15 protein-coding genes are annotated in these 15102 nt (G+C 67.5%); 9 read left to right on the top strand and 6 right to left on the bottom strand.

The genetic code is table 11. The annotated features are described in order from the left end of the window. Positions 1 to 127 precede the first annotated feature (127 nt). Positions 128 to 280 carry a hypothetical protein gene (locus tag ACOZ4N_RS13840; protein ID WP_424016953.1) on the top strand — a complete coding sequence of 51 codons (153 nt, stop codon included), beginning with the start codon at positions 128 to 130 and terminating at the stop codon, positions 278 to 280. After that, complete coding sequence (locus tag ACOZ4N_RS13835; protein WP_424016952.1) at positions 277 to 666, top strand: type II toxin-antitoxin system VapC family toxin; 390 nt, start codon at positions 277 to 279, stop codon at positions 664 to 666. The genes ACOZ4N_RS13840 and ACOZ4N_RS13835 overlap by 4 nt, the downstream gene beginning before the upstream one ends. Positions 667 to 678: 12 nt before the next feature. Here ACOZ4N_RS13835 and ACOZ4N_RS13830 read toward each other — a convergent pair whose 3' ends face one another. Both ACOZ4N_RS13830 and ACOZ4N_RS13825 read right to left on the bottom strand, forming a co-directional pair. Beyond that, positions 679 to 1785 (bottom strand): pyridoxal-phosphate-dependent aminotransferase family protein, encoded by a 1107-nt coding sequence (locus tag ACOZ4N_RS13830; RefSeq protein ID WP_424016951.1) that lies wholly within the window; start codon positions 1783 to 1785, stop codon positions 679 to 681. A gap of 63 nt (positions 1786 to 1848) precedes the next feature. Further along, entirely contained in the window at positions 1849 to 2583 is a 735-nt protein-coding gene (locus ACOZ4N_RS13825; protein WP_424016950.1) for a hypothetical protein, read from the bottom strand. Positions 2584 to 2753: 170 nt separating this feature from the next. Here ACOZ4N_RS13825 and ACOZ4N_RS13820 point away from each other — a divergent pair, with 170 nt between their 5' ends. The 3 genes from ACOZ4N_RS13820 (at position 2754) to metX (ending at position 5740) form a co-directional block, all read left to right on the top strand. Continuing rightward, the gene (locus ACOZ4N_RS13820; protein ID WP_424016949.1) at positions 2754 to 3110 is read left to right on the top strand and encodes a hypothetical protein; all 357 of its coding nucleotides are present in this window, start codon (positions 2754 to 2756) and stop codon (positions 3108 to 3110) included. 124 nt (positions 3111 to 3234) lie between these two features. Then, positions 3235 to 4533 carry an O-acetylhomoserine aminocarboxypropyltransferase/cysteine synthase family protein gene (locus ACOZ4N_RS13815; RefSeq protein ID WP_424016948.1) on the top strand — a complete coding sequence of 433 codons (1299 nt, stop codon included), beginning with the start codon at positions 3235 to 3237 and terminating at the stop codon, positions 4531 to 4533. Between the two features lies 1 nt (position 4534). After that, positions 4535 to 5740, top strand: coding sequence for a homoserine O-acetyltransferase MetX (gene metX / locus ACOZ4N_RS13810; protein WP_424016947.1), 1206 nt, complete (start codon positions 4535 to 4537; stop codon positions 5738 to 5740). A 20-nt stretch (positions 5741 to 5760) separates the two neighbouring features. Here the strand turns inward: metX and ACOZ4N_RS13805 are convergent, their stop codons facing one another. Beyond that, complete coding sequence (locus ACOZ4N_RS13805) at positions 5761 to 6021, bottom strand: hypothetical protein (RefSeq protein ID WP_424016946.1); 261 nt, start codon at positions 6019 to 6021, stop codon at positions 5761 to 5763. Between the two features lie 132 nt (positions 6022 to 6153). Here ACOZ4N_RS13805 and ACOZ4N_RS13800 point away from each other — a divergent pair, with 132 nt between their 5' ends. Next, positions 6154 to 7446, top strand: coding sequence for an O-acetylhomoserine aminocarboxypropyltransferase/cysteine synthase family protein (locus ACOZ4N_RS13800; protein ID WP_424016945.1), 1293 nt, complete (start codon positions 6154 to 6156; stop codon positions 7444 to 7446). Here ACOZ4N_RS13800 and ACOZ4N_RS13795 read toward each other — a convergent pair. Both ACOZ4N_RS13795 and serB read right to left on the bottom strand, forming a co-directional pair. After that, positions 7443 to 8156, bottom strand: coding sequence for a sterol carrier protein (locus ACOZ4N_RS13795; RefSeq protein WP_424016944.1), 714 nt, complete (start codon positions 8154 to 8156; stop codon positions 7443 to 7445). The genes ACOZ4N_RS13800 and ACOZ4N_RS13795 overlap by 4 nt on opposite strands. Positions 8157 to 8292: 136 nt before the next feature. After that, on the bottom strand, positions 8293 to 8928 hold the full coding sequence (gene serB / locus ACOZ4N_RS13790) for a phosphoserine phosphatase SerB (protein ID WP_424016943.1): 636 nt from the start codon (positions 8926 to 8928) through the stop codon (positions 8293 to 8295). 110 nt (positions 8929 to 9038) lie between these two features. On the opposite strand from serB, the gene ACOZ4N_RS13785 reads away from it, so the two are divergent. Next, entirely contained in the window at positions 9039 to 9476 is a 438-nt protein-coding gene (locus ACOZ4N_RS13785; RefSeq protein WP_424016942.1) for a hypothetical protein, read from the top strand. Between the two features lie 4 nt (positions 9477 to 9480). Here ACOZ4N_RS13785 and ACOZ4N_RS13780 read toward each other — a convergent pair whose 3' ends face one another. After that, a complete protein-coding gene (locus ACOZ4N_RS13780) occupies positions 9481 to 10119 on the bottom strand; it encodes a DUF7504 family protein (RefSeq protein WP_424016941.1) in 639 nt (212 codons plus the stop codon). A gap of 181 nt (positions 10120 to 10300) precedes the next feature. Between ACOZ4N_RS13780 and serA the strand changes: the two genes are divergently transcribed. After that, the gene (gene serA, locus ACOZ4N_RS13775) at positions 10301 to 11902 is read left to right on the top strand and encodes a phosphoglycerate dehydrogenase (protein WP_424016940.1); all 1602 of its coding nucleotides are present in this window, start codon (positions 10301 to 10303) and stop codon (positions 11900 to 11902) included. A 254-nt stretch (positions 11903 to 12156) separates the two neighbouring features. Beyond that, a complete protein-coding gene (locus ACOZ4N_RS13770; protein WP_424016939.1) occupies positions 12157 to 15099 on the top strand; it encodes a glycosyltransferase in 2943 nt (980 codons plus the stop codon). Positions 15100 to 15102: the final 3 nt, after the last annotated feature.

Genomic DNA, 15102 nt, shown 5'->3' with positions numbered 1-15102 from the left:
GTCTCCCGTCAGAGCCCGGCCACGTCTTCGATGGCGTCGGTGAGTTCCTTGATGCTCTCGGAACCGCTCTGGACGGCCACGTGGACCCACCAGCAGGTTTTTGCAAACAGCAGCACAACTGTCCTGTATGAGCCTCACGACGGATGATTTCGAGGATTTCATGGCCTCGGACCCGGCAGACGACGAGACGGTGCCGCTCGGTGATGCGCTCGAGGAACTGGCGGTCGACATCGAAGTCGATTCCGTCGAGGCGGTTCGGGACGTTCGCGAGCGGCTATGAAGTTACTTCTCGATACGAACGTCCTCGTGGCCGCAGTGACGAACGATACCGAACGATCCGATCTGGCTATCGACCTCCTCAACGAAGCCGACGAACCGTACGTCTCGGTGCTGAATCTGATGGAACTCCGGAGTGTCCTCTCGAAGAAAAAACAGTTCGAACGGGATCGGATCGACCGGATCGAGAACCGTATTACCGCTCGGACGACAGTCACGTTTCCGGACGCATCGGATATGCTCGAAGCGAACCGACTCCAGTCCGAAACGCTTCTCTACCCGATGGACGCGCTCGTCCTCGCAGCAGCCGAGGCCGTCGACGCGACGCTGGTATCGTTCGACAGCGAACTACTCGACCACGGTGCAAAACAGCCGACTGACGTAGTGTAACGATCTTCCCGCTCAGAGCCCGGCCACGTCTTCGATGGCGTCGGTGAGTTCCTTGATGCTCTCGACGGTGTGTTCGCCCATGTGGCCGATGCGGAAGCTCTCCTCGGAGATGTCGCCGTAGCCGCTGGAGAAGACCATGTCGTACTCCTCGGACACCTGTTCGACGGTCTCGGCCACGTCGATGCCCTGCGTGTTCTCGACGCAGGTCACGGTCTGGGACTCGTAGCCCTCCTCGGGGTACAGACCGAAGTGTTCGCGGGCCCACTCGCGGGTGTACTCGGCCATCTCGCGGTGGCGCTGGTCGCGGGCGTCGTGGCCCTCCTCCAGCATGTGTTTCATCTGCTTGCGGTAGGCGAGCATGATCGGGATCGCCGGGGTCGAGTGGGTCTGGCCCTTCCGGTCGTAGTAGTCCAGACAGCGCCGGAAGCCGCCGTACCACGAGGAGTCGTCCTTCTCGACCTCGCGCTCGTAGGCGGCGTCGCTGACGGTACAGACGGCCAGGCCCGGCGGCATGGCGAAGGCCTTCTGCGTGGAGGTGAAGATGCAGTCGATGTTGTGGGCCTCGATGTCGATCTGATCGCCCCCGAGACAGGAGATGGCGTCGACGACGAAGTACGTGTCCGGGTAGTCACCCAGCAGGTCGCCGATCTCCTCGACGGGGTTGCGCACGCCCGTGGAGGTCTCGTTCATGACGACGCCGACGGCGTCGTACTCGGCCCCGGATTCGAGGGCGTCGCGGATGTCCTCGGGCTTGACCGCCTGCCCCCAGTCGTACTCGATGCGGTCGACCTCCTTGCCGAGGCGCTCGGCGACGTTGGCCTGGCGCTCGCTGAAACTGCCGGAGGTCGGCACCAGCATGCGGTCCTCGACGAGGTTGAGCGTCGTGGCCTCCCAGAACTCGGTCCCCGAGGCTGTGAGGACGATCACTTCGTTGTCGGTGCCGAGGAACTCCTTGGTGTCCTCCACGATGGTCGTGTAGAGGTCCGTCATCCGGTCCATGCGGTGGCCGAACATCGGTTCCGCCATCGCCTCGATCACGTCCTCGCGGACCTCCGTCGGACCCGGGAGATACAGCGTCTTGTCGGGATAGTCGCCCGTGTATTCCTGTTTCTTGGTCACCGAAACCACCTGATACCCCCTACTCCTCGGCCGGGGGGCATGGTAGTTTTGATACCGTCGCGGTCACTCCGTCAGTCGCTCGGCCAGCGGATCGAGGTGACCCCGCCCGACGACGGCCACTACGTCGCCCTCCGCCCGCAGATCGGCGAGCCGGGCGGCCATACACTCGTCCCGCACGTCGTCGCGCACCCGGATCGGTTCGGGCGGATCGGCACAGCGCAACAGCGTCAGACTCCGGGACAGCTGTGACCGTTCCTCGGCGGCCTGCCGCTCGGGAGGGTCGGCCAGCGTCGTCCCGTGGGTCACCGGGTCGTCGACCTCCAGTTGGAGCCCGGTCGCGGCGGCCACGGTTGCGCCGAGTCGGCAGGTCGCGGCGCTGCGGACGACGCCGAGGACGCTCCCGACCAGGCGCGCGAGCGTCGCGGGGTCGGGGCGCTCGGCGAGGACGCGGCGGGCGAGCGTCCGCAGGAAGTCGCCGTCCACGCCGTCGATCCCGACGACGCGGGCGTCCTCGGCGGCGGCGATGGCGGCGCTGACCTCGCCGCCCATGGGCGGGAGGTCGCGGCCGTCGGCGGCGTAGCCCTCGAACAGCGGGAGGGCCAGCGGTGCGACCTCCACCGCGAGGACGGTCGGATCGAGCGCGCCGACGAGTTCGCCGACCCGATAGCGGCTCGCGGGGTGGTCGTGGACGACGCCGACGAGCGTGACGGCGGACTCGTCGTCGCCCGCCAGGTGGCGGACGTGGTCGGTGTGCAGGCGGGGATCGTCACCGGTGTCGACAGGTAACTCGGCGGACATCGCGACTGCACCGACACTCCCGTCGATCCGAAATCAATCTTCTCGTTTCGAGCGCGACCCCTCGACGGCACCGGTTCCATCCCGGCGGACCGTAAATTCCAAATAGGAAATGCAAGAACACAAACTCGAACGCTCCCGGCGTGACTCGCTGTGGGAGCCCTCCGACACCGATGGTCCGAAAACGTACACTCGTGATGGCGGTACTCGCCGTCCTCGCCGGGACCGGAATCGCGGTGGCGTCCGGCGCGGTCGATTCGAGCCAGTGTGAACCCGTCGACAAGACCGAGAACATCTCGAAAGAGCGGCTGCAGAACCGGACGAACGCGTCCGACTACGAGGAGTCCCGGACGAACGTGAGCGAGGACGACGGCTTCGTCCTCACCGGCCGGAAACTCGCCGAACTGGCCATCGACGAGATCCTCGAAGAGGAACCCTGTGGGAACGAGACCGCGCCGAACGGCTCGACGACCCCGACCACGCCGACCGGCAACGCGACCGCCACCCCGACCGACGACTCGGACGGCTGAGTTCCCTTTTCGGCGACGCCGGTCCCGATTTCACGGCCACTCCTACCCTGTGTGTCACGAACACTCACAGAAATATTGCCGTAACTCTCGGTTATAGATGTCTTGAGATATATGAGTGTGATACATGACCGACGACACGCGACGGTTCGGGACGCGGTGTGTCCACGCCGGCCAGGAGGAGCCTGATCCGGCGACGGGGGCACGCGCGCCGCCGATCTATCAGACCACGTCCTACGTCTTCGAGGACGCGGACCACGCGGCGGACCTGTTCGCGCTGGAGGGCGAGGGTAACATCTACTCGCGGTTTCACAACCCGACGGTCCGGATGCTGGAGGAGCGACTGGCCGCGCTGGAGAACGGGGTCGACGCCGTCGCCACGGGTGCCGGGATGGCGGCGCTGGACGCCGCCACGTCGGTGCTGGCCGAAGCCGGTGACAACGTGGTCTCCGCCGCCTCTATCTACGGCGGGACCCACACCTATCTCTCACACAACGCCCGCCGGCGCGGTGTCGAGGCCCGCTTCGTCGACACGCTGGACTACGCGGCCTACGACGACGCCATCGACGAGTCGACCGCCTACGTCCACTGCGAGACCATCGGCAACCCCGCCCTCGTCACGCCGGACTTCGACGAACTCGCGGCCGTCTGCGAGGCAAACGACGTGCCGCTGTTCGTCGACAACACCTTCGGGACGCCCGCGCTCTGTAACCCCCTCGACCACGGCGCGGACATCGTCTGGGAGTCGACGACGAAGTGGATCCACGGATCGGGCACCACCGTCGGCGGCGTCCTCGTCGACGGCGGTTCGTTCCCCTGGGGCGAGTTCCCCGAGAGGTACCCCGAGATCGGTGCGCCGAACCCTGTATTCGACGGGACGACTTTCAGCGACCGCTTCGGCGACCGCGCGTTCGCCGCCGCCGCGCGCTACCGCGCCCTCCGCGTCCTCGGCGACGGACAGAAACCCTTCGACGCCTGGCAGACCCTCCAGGGTTCGGAGACGCTCGACGTTCGGATGGAGCGCCACTGCGAGAACGCGATGGCCGTCGCGGAGTACCTCTCCGACCACCCCGAGGTCTCGTGGGTCACCTACCCCGGCCTGGAGAGTCACGAGACCCACGACAACGCCAGCGAGTATCTGGCGGGGGGCTACGGCGGCATGATCGCCTTCGGCCTGGAGGACGGTTACGAGGCCGGGCGCGACGTGTGCGAGGCCGTCGAACTCGGGCAGTTCCTCGCCAACGTCGGCGACGCCAAGACGCTGGTCGTCCACCCCGCAAGCACCACCCACGCCCAGTTGACCGAGGAAGAACAGCGCAAAAGCGGCGTCACGCCCGATCTCCTTCGGCTCTCGGTCGGTATCGAGGACGTCGAAGACATCAAGGCCGACCTGGACCAAGCCATCGGGACGGCCACGAGGACGTAGTATGGAGGTCGAACGCGACACGGTCTCGGTCGGCGAGTTCGAGTTCGAGTGCGGGGAGTCGATCCCCGAGCTGGAGATCGCCTACGAGGCCTACGGCGAGTTCACCGGCGAGAACGCGGTGCTGGTCTGTCACGCCCTGACCGGCAGTTCACACGTCGCCGGCCACCGCACCGAACAGGGAACCAGCGGCCAGGCCCGCGCGTGGTGGGACGACATCGTCGGCCCGGGGAAGGCCATCGACACCACCGAGTACTACGTGGTCTGTGCCAACGTCCCCGGCTCCTGTTACGGCACCACGGGCCCGGCCAGCGAGAACCCCGAGACCGGCGAGCCCTACGGCACCGACTTCCCCGCCGTCACGGTCGGCGACTGGACGGAAGCCCAGCGCCGCCTGCTGGACGAACTCGGGATTCCCGCGCTCCACGCCGTCGTCGGCGGGAGCGTCGGCGGCATGAACGCCCTGGACTGGGCGAAACGCCACCCCGACCACGTCGAGCGCGTGGTGTCCATCGCCGCCGCCGCCCGACTGGACCCGCAGTGTCTCGCGCTCGATGCGGTCGCCCGCCGGGCCATCACCACCGACGACGACTGGCAGGGCGGCGACTACTACGGCACCGACGCCGAACCGAACGACGGCCTGGCGCTGGCCCGCCAGATCGGCCACATCATGTACCTCTCGAAGGCCTCGATGGAGCAGAAGTTCGGTCGCCGTGCGGCGGGCCGGGACGCCATGCGGACCTTCCCCGTCGACCCCGCGGGAACGTTCTTCCCCTACCGGGACGTGGAGTCCTATCTGGACTACCAGGCCGAGAAGTTCGTCGAGCGGTTCGACGCCAACGCTTACCTCTATCTCACCCGGTCGATGGACAACTACGACCTCGCCGCCGGCTTCGAGGACGACGCCGACGCCCTCAGCGCCTTCGAGGGCGAGGCCCTGCTGATGTCCTTTACCGGCGACTGGCACTTCACGACCGAGCAGTCCGAACAGGTCGCGGAGGCCTTCCGCGACCTCGACACGCCGGTCGCCCACCACGTCATCGAGTCCGACCACGGCCACGACGCCTTCCTCGTCGAACCCGAGAAGGTGGGGCCGCCCCTCGCGGACTTCATCGATTCGGGCGTCGACGGGAAGGCGATCACCGACACCGCCGAGGACGACGAACCCGAGAGTCAGTTCGCGCCCGTCCACACGAGTCTGTTCTCCTGAGCAGGTGTGAGCCGCTCCGCTCACCGCGCGTAGACGGCGGCGACCACGCCCACCAGAAACGCCGCGACGTAGGCCGGTTGCGCGACCGCGACGGCCGGGACGGCCGCAAGGACCGTCGTCGCCTGCGCGGGATCGGTCAGCGCCGCCCCGCTCCGTTCGCTGGCCGTCGCGAGGACGATCACGGCGGCCCCGAGGGCGGCGACGAACCCCGCCACCGCCAGCGGATTGTCACTGAGCCGTTCCAGCACGACGCTTCCGGTCCGACCGACGCGACCACTCATCGCCCACCACTTCTCACCGGAGAAATATGAACCCATCCACACCGGGGAGACGGCCCCGATCCGAACGTATTCGGTCGCTGTCACCGTCGAGTGGACAGCTATTTCTCCGGGGCGTGTGAATCCCCCGCAGCCATGACGGACGAAGACGACCAGATCGAGACGAAGTCGCTCCACGTCGGCCAGGAAGACCCGGATCCGGCCACGGGGGCGCGCGCACCGCCGATCTACCAGACCACGAGCTACGTGTTCGAGGACGCCGAGGACGCGGCCGACCAGTTCGCGCTGGCGAAACCGGGGTACATCTACTCGCGGCTGATGAACCCGACCGTCGAGACCCTGCAGGAACGCATCGCCGCGCTCGAAGGCGGCGTCGGCGCGGTCGCCACGTCCTCGGGTATGGCGGCGCTCAATCTGACGGACTTCGTGCTGGCCGACGCCGGCGACAACATCGTCACCGCCTCCTCGCTGTACGGCGGGACCTACACCTACTACACCCACACGCTCCCCCGACAGGGCGTGGAAGCGCGGTTCGTCGACACCCTCGATTACGAGGCCTACGAGGAGGCCATCGACGAGAACACGAAGTACATCCACTGCGAGACCATCGGCAACCCCGCGCTGGTCACGCCCGATTTCGACCGCCTCGCGGAGATCGCCGACGACCACGGCATCCCGCTGTTCGTCGACAACACCTTCGCGACGCCGTACCTGTGCAACCCCATCGAACACGGCGCAAACCTGGTCTGGAACTCCACGACGAAGTGGATCCACGGCCACGGCACGACCGTCGGCGGCGTCGTCGTCGACGGGGGTAACTTCGACTGGAGCGCCCACGCCGACGACTACCCCGAGATCGCGAAGGACAACCCCGCCTACCACGGCGTCAACTTCGCCGAGGCCATGGGCGAGCAGGCCTTCACATACACCGCCATCGCCCGCGGCCTGCGTGACCTGGGCAACCAGCAGTCCCCCTTCGACGCCTGGCAGACCCTCCAGGGCGTCGAGACCCTGCCCCAGCGCATGAGCGCCCACTGTGAGAACGCGATGGCCGTCGCGGAGTTCCTCTCCGACCACCCCGAAGTCTCGTGGGTCACCTACCCCGGTCTCGAAGATCACGAGACTCACGACAACGCCTCGAAGTACCTCGACGGCGGCTACGGCGGCATGATCACGTTCGGCCTGGAGCAGGGCTACGACGCCGCCCGGGGCACCGTCGAGTCCACCGAGGTCGCCAGCCTGCTGGCCAACGTCGGCGACGCCAAGACGCTGATCATCCACCCTGCCAGCACGACCCACCAGCAACTCACCGACGAGGAACAGGAAGCCGCCGGCGTCACCGACGACATGATCCGGCTCTCGGTCGGACTGGAAGGCGTCGAGGACATCAAGGCCGACCTCGATCAGGCCATCGCCCAGTCGACCTAGAACAGGCTGAACAGCCGACTCGTCAGCGCGGCCTGCCGGTAGGCCAGTTTCTGGAACGCGGCCGGTTGCCGGACGGTCTCGTCGAGGACCAGATCCGGCATCGACCGGCGTGGCTGTTCGAACAGGAACGTCGTCTCCACGTCGGCGGCCACGTCGCCGAGCAACTGTAACATCGTCAGCGTCTGTGGTCCCAGCGGCCCATCGGTCTCGACCGACAGGTCTCCGCCCAGGACTGCCGAGGTGGCCGGCCGACCGTCGATGATCGCCTGCCAGACGTTCCAGGGCGCTTCGAGGACGGCGTTTACCTCCCGCTCGTCGCGACTCGCCAGGATGTCGACCTCGGGACACTTGCCGTTCTCCAGCCCGATGTAACAGTAGATGTTCCCGTCGACGACACACCCTTCGAGTTGATCGAGCAGATCCTGGGACACCGGCGGGAAGTGTTCGCGGACCCCGTCGTCGATCAGTTCGGGTGCCGCGTCGAGTGTCACGTCGTCGAGATCGTTCCGGACTTTCTCCGGAACGCCCTCGAACACCACCTCCGGCAGATCGCCGATCCGGGTCTCCGCGAGCGGCAGATCCTCCACCACGATCAGCACGTCACCGTTCGATCCCACCCCCCAGCCGACGCCGACATCGTCGAGCGCAGCGCTCTCGTTGATCTCGCGCTGGTACGCGTCGAGCCACTGTGACGTGGGAAACAGACTCACACTCAAGACACTACCTGTATACGCCGCCTACATAAAAGGCCAACGGCTAATATGACGTAAATTAAAGTCGGGGGTGGTATGAAATCATCCTCGCCGACGTACCACGACGCCGTGTTCTCGGGCGGGGACTTCGTCGTTAGAGGACGCCTTCGGCTTCGAGCAGGCCGTGGAGTTCGGCCATCGAGAGGACGATGGTGTCACACGCCGGCTCGACGGCCGGTTTCGGGTCGAACCCGACCGACAGGCCCGCGACCTCAAGCATCGGCATGTCGTTGGCCCCGTCGCCGACGGCGATGGTGTCGGCCATGTCGACGCCGACCGTGCCGGCGAGGTCCTCGAGGGCGTCGTCCTTGGTCCCCTCGATGAGCGGGCCCTCGACCTCGCCGGTGAGTTCGCCCGCTTCCATCGGAAGCCGGTTGGCGACGATGGAGTCGATGGTGACGCCGGCCTTCTCCAGGGCACGCTCGACGCCGCGCTCGAACCCACCGGTCAGGATGGCGGTGTGGACGCCGGCCTCGTTGAGGTTCTCGATGACCATGGCGGCGTCTTCCCGGAGGACGACCTGGTCGAAGGCGGCTTCGGCCTTGTCCTGGGCGAGGCCGTCCAGCAGTTCACACCGACTGCGGAGGCTCTCGGCGTAGCCGATCTCGTCGTTCATCGCCCGCTGAGTGATCTCCTCCATCTGGTCGGCGACCCCGCACTGCTCGCCCAGCAGGACGGTCATCTCCGAGTCAGAGAGCGTGCCGTCGAAGTCGAAGGCCACGAGTGTCATATCCTCCCGTTCGCGGCCGGGGGCTTCAAACGCAGTGGTTTCCGTCGGTCGGCGTCGGCGACCCTGAACCGTCCCCTGCGCTTATGTCCGCGCGTGACCACGTACGCGGCATGGCCGACACCCCGCCGGACGACCTCGACGCCCCCTCGGACGAGATGGCGGCGATCGACGACGACGAACTCGACGACGTGGACGAGCAGGTTCGGGACCTCATCGACGACCTGCGAGACGAGTCCGACGCCTCCCTGCGCTCGGCGATCCGGTACACCGCCGACGACTACGACGTACTCTTTCTCCGTGAAGACGTGGCCGATACCCTCTCGATCCCCGAACGCGAGGAGCGCGCCGAGACGCTCATCATGAAGGGGCTGAGCGATCCGCCACAGGAAGGCGCACTGTTCGATTTCGGCACGCTCGACGCGACGATGCGGTTCTACGACAACGTCCTCGTGGCCCACTTCCCCTACCGCGAGTGGTCGGGGATCGTGTTCACCTTCGACCGGACGGAAGCGCCGCTGGTCGATCTCGTCCACGAACACATAGAGTAGTTCCTCAGAACGTCGTCCACGTCCGGGGGCCGAAGTCGCCGCCTCTGACTTTGAGTTCGGGGCCGTCCCCCTCGTCACGCACCTCGACCAGCGCGTCGAACACCTGGGTCAACACGTCCAGTGACTCGGTGTCGCGCGCAGTCGTGTCGAGCGTGAACGCGCCGGCGAAGCCCGAGGACTCGATGCGCCCGGTCAGGACGTGGGCGAACTGGTAGACCCGTCGGAGGTCGGCGTACATCAACATCGTCGACAGCGAGTGCAGGCCGATACGGGCCTCGCGGCCGGCGTGGTAGAACTCCCGCAGAAAGCCCGAGGTGGCGATGCCCACGCCCGTGAGGTCGCCGGCGCTGGTCACGTAGCGAACGTCGTCGGTGTCCCGGTGCTGGGTGAACCCGCGGCTCCGGGAGACACAGTCGACCGACCGGATGTCCCAGTCGTCGGCGTCCCGGCCCGTCAGAAAGCTCTCCCGAAAGCGGTCGACACCGCGTTTGGTCGTGACGAGGAGGGCGGTCCCGTCCGGACTGGCCCCCACCAGGTCGAACAACAGCCGGCGCTTGCCCGTCATCGCTGGTCCGGCGATCAGCACGCTCTCCCCCGTCGGGAGCGCCTCCGGGTCGAGCGGCGTTTCGGTCCCGTCGCTCACACCACCGCTCAGGGCCGCCCGCTATATCAACCCTCTCCCAGCGTCGGGACGTGACCGGCGGCTCGGCCGCCTGCGCTCGGGCGACCGTGTGGACGAATCCCACGCGAGGCGGACGCTCGCTCCCGATACGGCGCGAGCCGATGAAGAAAGGGTTATGCCGGCAGGCTGGAATGGATCGATCATGAAGGTACTCGTCACGGACCCGATAGCCGACGCGGGGATCCAACGCCTGCGCGCGGCGGGCCACGACGTGGAGACGGCCTACGACGTGGAGGGCGACGCATTGCTCGACGCCGTCGCCGACGCGAACGCGCTGATCGTCCGCTCGGGCACCGAGGTCACCGACGAAGTGCTCGACGCCGCGAACGACCTCGTCATCGTCGGCCGCGCCGGCATCGGCGTGGACAACATCGACATCGACGCCGCGACCGAACACGGCGTCATCGTCGCCAACGCACCCGAGGGCAACGTCCGCGCGGCCGCCGAACACACGGTCGCGATGACCTTCGCCACCGCCCGCTCGATCCCGCAGGCCCACGCCCGCCTCCGGGGCGGCGAGTGGGCCAAAGGCGAGTTCCTGGGTACGGAACTCAACGGCAAGACCCTGGGCATCGTCGGCCTCGGCCGCGTCGGCCAGGAGGTCGCCAAGCGCCTGGGCGGTCTGGGCATGAACCTCGTCGCGTTCGACCCCTACATCTCCGAGGAACGGGCCGACCAGCTCGGTGCCGACCTCGCGGACGACCTCGAGGAGTGTCTCGACCGCGCCGACCTCATCACGATTCACACGCCGCTGACGCCCGAGACCGAGAACATGATCGGCGAGGACGAACTCGCCACGCTCGGCGGCGGCTACGTCGTCAACTGCGCCCGCGGTGGCATCATCGACGAACCCGCACTCGCCGACGCCGTCGAGAGCGGCCAGCTGAAAGGGGCCGCCATCGACGTGTTCGCCGAGGAACCGGTCGACCCGGACAATCCACTGCTCGACGTGGACGACGTGATCGTCACGCCCCACCTCGGCGCGAGTACGGAGGCCGCCCAGGAGAACGTCGCGACCGCGACGGCCGATCAGGTGCTGGCCGCGTTCCGCGGCGAGCCAGTCATGAACGCGCTGAACGCCCCGTCGATGGACGAGTCGGCGTTCCCCCGCGTGCGACCGTACATCGACCTCGCGGAGACGGCCGGCAAGATCGCCGTCCAGCTGTTCGACGACCGCGTCGAGGAGGTCGAGATCTCCTACGAAGGCGACATCGCCGAGGAGGACCTCGACCTCGTGACCGCCAGCGCCCTCAAGGGCTGTTTCGAGCCCCTGGAGTGGCAGGTCAACGCCGTCAACGCGCCCCGGATCGCCGAGGAACGCGGCATCGACGTGACCGAGACCAAGAGCCGCTCCTCCGAGGACTTCCAGAGTCTCGTCACCGTCACCGTCCGCAACGGCGACGACGAGGTCAGCGTCTGTGGCACCCAGTTCGCCGGCGAAGACCCGCGGATCGTCCGGATCGACGGCTACCGGGTCGACGCCATCCCGCACGGCCACATGCTCGTCGCGCGCAACGACGACGTGCCCGGCGTCATCGGGTTCATCGGCTCGACGCTCGGCGACCACGACGTGAACATCGCGGCGATGTTCAACGCCCGCGAGACCATCGGCGGCGAAGCGCTCTCGGTCTACAACCTCGACGACCCGCCGAGCGACGAGGTGTTCGACGCGATCCTCGACGACGAGCGGATCATCGACGTGAGCTACATCAGCCTCAACGGCGCGGCCGAAGACGACGAGTAACAGCCCGACGACTTCCCGTCCGATTTTCCCGCATCCCTCGTTCACTGCATCTCCTCCGCGATTTCGTTCGAAGACGATCCCCGGCGGAAAATAGTATCTGTCTGCTTATGTGTCTCCGGCGCTGAGTGTTCGGTACCCACCCACCCCCATCCCGGACTGCGGTCTCCGGGTTCGGTGTAGTATATTCACAGCCCCCACCAGTGATACCGCCCGCGTCGTTCCCCCCGGTAGCCGTCACACTCTCTCTGCTAGCGATGCCGCTGCAACTCCCGGTCGTGTCGCCGAACCCAGCCATCACGTTCCTCGCGCTCCTGTTTGGCGCGATCTGGACGCTGGCGAACTTCTACGCCTTCTACCCGCTCGTCCAGTCCGGCGTCGAAGTACTCGTCGAGCGACTCCGCGGGCCGCCCGCCGATCCGGAGGGCGACCCGGACCCGCTGTCCGACGGCGGTCGGCCCACGGTCGACGTGTTGCTGGCGGCCTACGACGAGGCGGACGTGATCGAGCAGGCTATCACGTCGGTCCTCGACGCGGAGTATCCCGACACCCACCGTACGCTGACGGTCCTGCTCGAACCGGGCGACGACCCGACCCGCGCGGTCGTCGACCGCCTCCGCGAGTCCTACGCCTTCGACGTGCTGACCGTCCCGGCGTCGTACCCGGGCGACCCCAACAAACCGCGCGCGCTCAACTACGGGTTCGAACACACGGATGGCGACATCGTGGGTGTCGTCGACGCCGAGGACATCGTCGCCGACGGCCTCCTCGAGGAGGTGGCCACGGCGGTCATGGGCGGGGCGGACTTCGCCCAGGGCCGACTCGACATGGCCAACGAGGACGACGGCTGGCTCAACCTGCTCTTTCGCGCCGAGTACGGCTACTGGTACAACGTCGTGACGCCGGCGTTCGCGCGGGTCGACTACCCCATTCCGATGGCCGGCACGACCTGTTTTTTCCGCCGGTCGGTTCTGGAGACTGCCAGTAAAAAGCGACTGGCCCAGCGGGGCGACCCCTGGACCGACGACGAGTGGGCCTGGATCGACGCGCACGGCCTCGCCGGCGTCCGGCCGTGGGACCCCCGGAACGTCACCGAGGACTTCGAACTCGGCCTGTTCCTCTGGGAACTGGACTACGACTTCACCTACCTCGATTCGGTGACCACCGAGGAGTCACCGCCGACGCTTGCGGGCTGGCTCGACCAGCGGACGCGCTGGAAGAAAGGCAAGGTGTACACCCTGCTCGACCGGCGCGAACACCCACCCGCCGACCGCCGGGACCGCGCCCACGTCTACTGGCAGTCGCTGCTCCCCCACCTCGGACCGCTCAACGTCGCCGGGCTGGTCGTGCTGTTCCTGATCGCCAATCTCGCGACCTACCGGCCCTCGACGCTGGTCGGGGCGGTCTTGAGTCTCGGGGGCGCGTTTGCGGTCGTCACGTCCGTGCTGTTCGCCGTCGGGTACTGGACGGCCTCGGACGCGCCGCTCCCGACCCGGCTCAGACGCGCGCTCCTCTCGACCGTCACGCTCCCGCTGTACTGGTTCGTCCAGTGGGGCGCCGACATCCGCGCCCTGGTTCGCGTCTACGGCGGCGACCTCCAGTGGGAACACACCGAGCACTTCGGCCGTGGGGCGATAGACGCCGACGGACACGACCCCGACGCCCTCGGCCGCCGGACGGGACGGCTGACCCTGCCCCGATACCAGCGGCTCCTCGCGCTCGCGGGCGTCCTCGTCGTCGCCGGCATCCTCCGGGTGTTCGTCCTCGGGGGCTGGAGCCTCTGGACCGACGAGATCTACTCCGTCGCCGTCCGGGGTGCGCTCCCCGTCGCGGACCTGCTCGTCCTGCCCAACGACCCGCACCCGCCGCTGTACTACCTCCTGCTCCACTGGTGGATGGACGCCTTCGGGACCGGACGGGTGGCCGTGCGGTCGCTATCGGTGCTGGCCGGCGTCGGCGCGACGGCCGGCGTCTACCTGCTCGGGACGGAACTGTTCGACGACCGGACCGGCCTGCTCGCGGCGGCGCTGGTCGCCGTGTCCGCCTTCCACGTCCACTTCTCGCGGGTCGCCCGGATGTACGCGATCTTTACTATGCTGACGGCCCTGTCGTGGTACTATTACGCCCGGTTGCGTGATGGCACCCGGACGAGCGCGGTCGGCTACGTGCTGGCCTCGACGTTGCTGGTCTACACGCACGTCTACGGCCTGTTCGTCGTCCTCGCCCAGCACGCCTACACCGCGCTCTCGGAGGTCGACGGGGGCATCGGCCGTCGCCGCTGGGTGCGGGTTTCGGCCGCGCTCGGCCTCCTGTCAGCACCCTGGGCCGCCCTCCTCGGGCTTCGCGTCGTCGCCATCGTCACCGGCACCGGCGGGGCCAACATCGAGTGGATCCCCGAGCCCTCGTCGGTGTTGCTGACTCAGACGGCCATCTCGTTCGTCGGGTTTCCGGACTTCTACCCGCTGACCGCGGGGACGGTCGGGCTCTACGTGCTGGCCGCGGTCGTCCTGTTCGTCTACGTCGGGCAGTTGCTGGCGTCGGTCGTCCGCGTCGGCCCGGACGGGCTCACGCTCGAAGACCCGAGTTCCGTCGGCCAGCTCGCCGCCCTGCTGTTCGTGCCGACGCTGGTCCCCATCATCGTCTCGCTGGTCGTCCCCATCTACGTCCCCCGGTACGCGGCCCCGGCCAGCGTCGCCTTCGTCGTGCTGGCCGCCCGCGGCCTCCGGAACGTCCCGGTCCGTCGGGTCCGGGCCGGCCTGCTGGCGGTCGTGCTGGTGAGTTCGCTCGTCTTCATCGGCGTCTACTACACCGCAGACTCCGCGGAACCGTGGGCACAGGTCGCCGGGACCATCACCGCCAACGCCGACACCGACGACGTGGTCGTCCACCAGCCCGGCAACATGGGCGGGTACGAACGGCAGTACTACGACGACGCGGAATTCGCGACCGCGACGCTCTCCCAGGCGGGTCGCCTCGGCGTCGACGACCTCCAGTACCTGCGGGACCTCTCGACGCGCCACGGGACCGTCTATCTCGTCCAGTACTACGGGAGCCGTGACGCCGCGGTCCGGTATCTCGACGCCTGTCACGACGGGTCGAACTCGAACCGCCTCGGCGTCATCACGGTCCGGGAGTACTCGCGGGACACCGGGTGTCCCGACCCGGCGGCGTTCCTCGACGGCGGGCAAGCCGCCTCTTGACCG

It is taken from the genome of Halorientalis pallida (assembly GCF_049605515.1).
Lineage (GTDB): Archaea > Halobacteriota > Halobacteria > Halobacteriales > Haloarculaceae > Halorientalis > Halorientalis pallida_A.
This window is presented reverse-complemented; position numbering and strand designations above follow the sequence as displayed.

Bases quoted from the DNA above. Each gene is read 5' to 3' on its own strand.
- ACOZ4N_RS13840 (WP_424016953.1), top strand. From the start codon at position 128: ATGAGCCTCACGACGGATGATTTCGAGGATTTCATGGCCTCGGACCCG.
- ACOZ4N_RS13835 (WP_424016952.1), top strand. From the start codon at position 277: ATGAAGTTACTTCTCGATACGAACGTCCTCGTGGCCGCAGTGACGAAC.
- ACOZ4N_RS13825 (WP_424016950.1), bottom strand. From the start codon at position 2,583: ATGTCCGCCGAGTTACCTGTCGACACCGGTGACGATCCCCGCCTGCAC.
- ACOZ4N_RS13820 (WP_424016949.1), top strand. From the start codon at position 2,754: ATGGTCCGAAAACGTACACTCGTGATGGCGGTACTCGCCGTCCTCGCC.
- ACOZ4N_RS13815 (WP_424016948.1), top strand. From the start codon at position 3,235: ATGACCGACGACACGCGACGGTTCGGGACGCGGTGTGTCCACGCCGGC.
- metX (WP_424016947.1), top strand. From the start codon at position 4,535: ATGGAGGTCGAACGCGACACGGTCTCGGTCGGCGAGTTCGAGTTCGAG.
- ACOZ4N_RS13805 (WP_424016946.1), bottom strand. From the start codon at position 6,021: ATGAGTGGTCGCGTCGGTCGGACCGGAAGCGTCGTGCTGGAACGGCTC.
- ACOZ4N_RS13800 (WP_424016945.1), top strand. From the start codon at position 6,154: ATGACGGACGAAGACGACCAGATCGAGACGAAGTCGCTCCACGTCGGC.
- serB (WP_424016943.1), bottom strand. From the start codon at position 8,928: ATGACACTCGTGGCCTTCGACTTCGACGGCACGCTCTCTGACTCGGAG.
- ACOZ4N_RS13785 (WP_424016942.1), top strand. From the start codon at position 9,039: ATGGCCGACACCCCGCCGGACGACCTCGACGCCCCCTCGGACGAGATG.
- serA (WP_424016940.1), top strand. From the start codon at position 10,301: ATGAAGGTACTCGTCACGGACCCGATAGCCGACGCGGGGATCCAACGC.
- ACOZ4N_RS13770 (WP_424016939.1), top strand. From the start codon at position 12,157: ATGCCGCTGCAACTCCCGGTCGTGTCGCCGAACCCAGCCATCACGTTC.